Below are 1,501 nucleotides of genomic sequence, written 5' to 3'. Positions count from 1 at the left end.
TGCGATCCAATTCTTCAATCGCCTTCGCCTTGTTCTGCACCATTGTCGCTTCGCTTGCGTCCCATTGTTTCAAACCCTCTTGGATTTGTTTTTGGACTGTCGCGACCCAGTCTTCTCTTGCTTTAACAAGTTGGCCATAAGCATCTGTCCAATCTGCTTCCCCAGCTCGCCACTGCATCTCCACATCTCGGTCATAACGAAGTTTGCCAAGAATCATCTCATCAATTGCTTTCTGCCAAAGTCCTTGGCCATCTTCTAGGGCTTTTAATACTTTTTCTTGGTAAGCATCATCTCCACTTTGGAAATTTAATGCCACTTGGTTGGGAAGTGTGTTCTCACCATAAACAAAAACTCCACCGTTCTGAGCTATCTGTTGTTTGGTTCTCTCAACAAGAAGTTTTGCTAACTCGGAAGGATTGGTTTCTTGGGCCAAACGATTGGCCATATCTTCATTTTGATTTTGTTGCGAAACAAAATACATTCTCTTGGAGGAAAGCAAAGAAGATTCTTCATATTCGTAATCTGCTCGATACTGTTCTTTTAATCTGGCTAATTCGCTTTCAAACGCTAACCTTTCTACTTCCGAAGAAAAAGTTAAGCCACCTTGGACCTCAAGAAATACCTCTTCGAGAGATTGTTCCCAATTGGTTTGGATATTTGTCGAGACCATACTGACTGTCTCATCCCAAATTCTTACCTTATCTACTGCAGTGGCACCAGATTTTGCGGCGGCATCCGCTTGTGCCATTCCAAGAACAAGGCCCGCACGATCCACCAAATCCCATACGCGATCCAATACCGGACTTTGTAAGTAAACCTTCCAAAATCCCTTCCTTTCGTCTATCTCACGTTGGACTTCTTCTTCCCATTCCTCTTTTGCAAGGCCCTTCTCTATTTCTAATTGTTCCCGTTCTCTTTTTTTCTCTTCTGGATCGGCAAACGCCCGTAGTTCTTTTTCTAATTCTACTTCCGCGCGGGCTTCCCAGTCTCCTCGCACAACACCAAGACCTCGACCCACTAACTTATTAAATTCTTCTTCTGTACTTGCTTGGTTCGCCTGCTCAAATTGGCGATCCATTTGGCCATCGGTTCCCTTTCTCCATAAGTCCCGGAATCGGTTCTCTTGGCCAATGAGACCCAGCACAAGTGAGCCAAAGGTCATTTCAAATATGATAATTGATAAAATTGCAGACTTTAGCCCTTTAACAAGGGCTTGTTTTGTGTTTTTTAACTGGCGTTTTTGGGTCTTTGTCATGTAAATCCGCTTCCTAACAACCGTTCTGTCAGAATTGTGCTTTAACCTAACCTCTACCCCCTAACCGTCTACTAGATTTTCACAAAAGCATATGAGATTTCACTAATGCGACATAACTAATTCGTAATACAATTCACTATAATGTCTGTTACATCTCCCCCACTGATTCGACCAAAGCCATTACTCATCGTACAGGTCTGAGTCGATGGTTTTGTTGACACAGTAATTACATAGTTGGTGCCGTCA

The 1,501-nt window shown here is 43.2% G+C and carries 1 protein-coding gene; it reads right to left on the bottom strand.

The window, feature by feature from the left end:
• On the bottom strand, positions 1 to 1,255 hold a 1,255-nt coding region (locus tag JWG40_RS17165), incomplete at its 3' end, for a hypothetical protein (protein ID WP_205286997.1).
• Between the last annotated feature and the right edge of the window lie 246 nt (positions 1,256 to 1,501).

It is taken from the genome of Leptospira abararensis (assembly GCF_016918735.1).
GTDB lineage: Bacteria > Spirochaetota > Leptospiria > Leptospirales > Leptospiraceae > Leptospira_A > Leptospira_A abararensis.
Note: the sequence above shows the minus strand (reverse complement) of the source record. Positions and strands in the feature narration are given on the sequence as shown.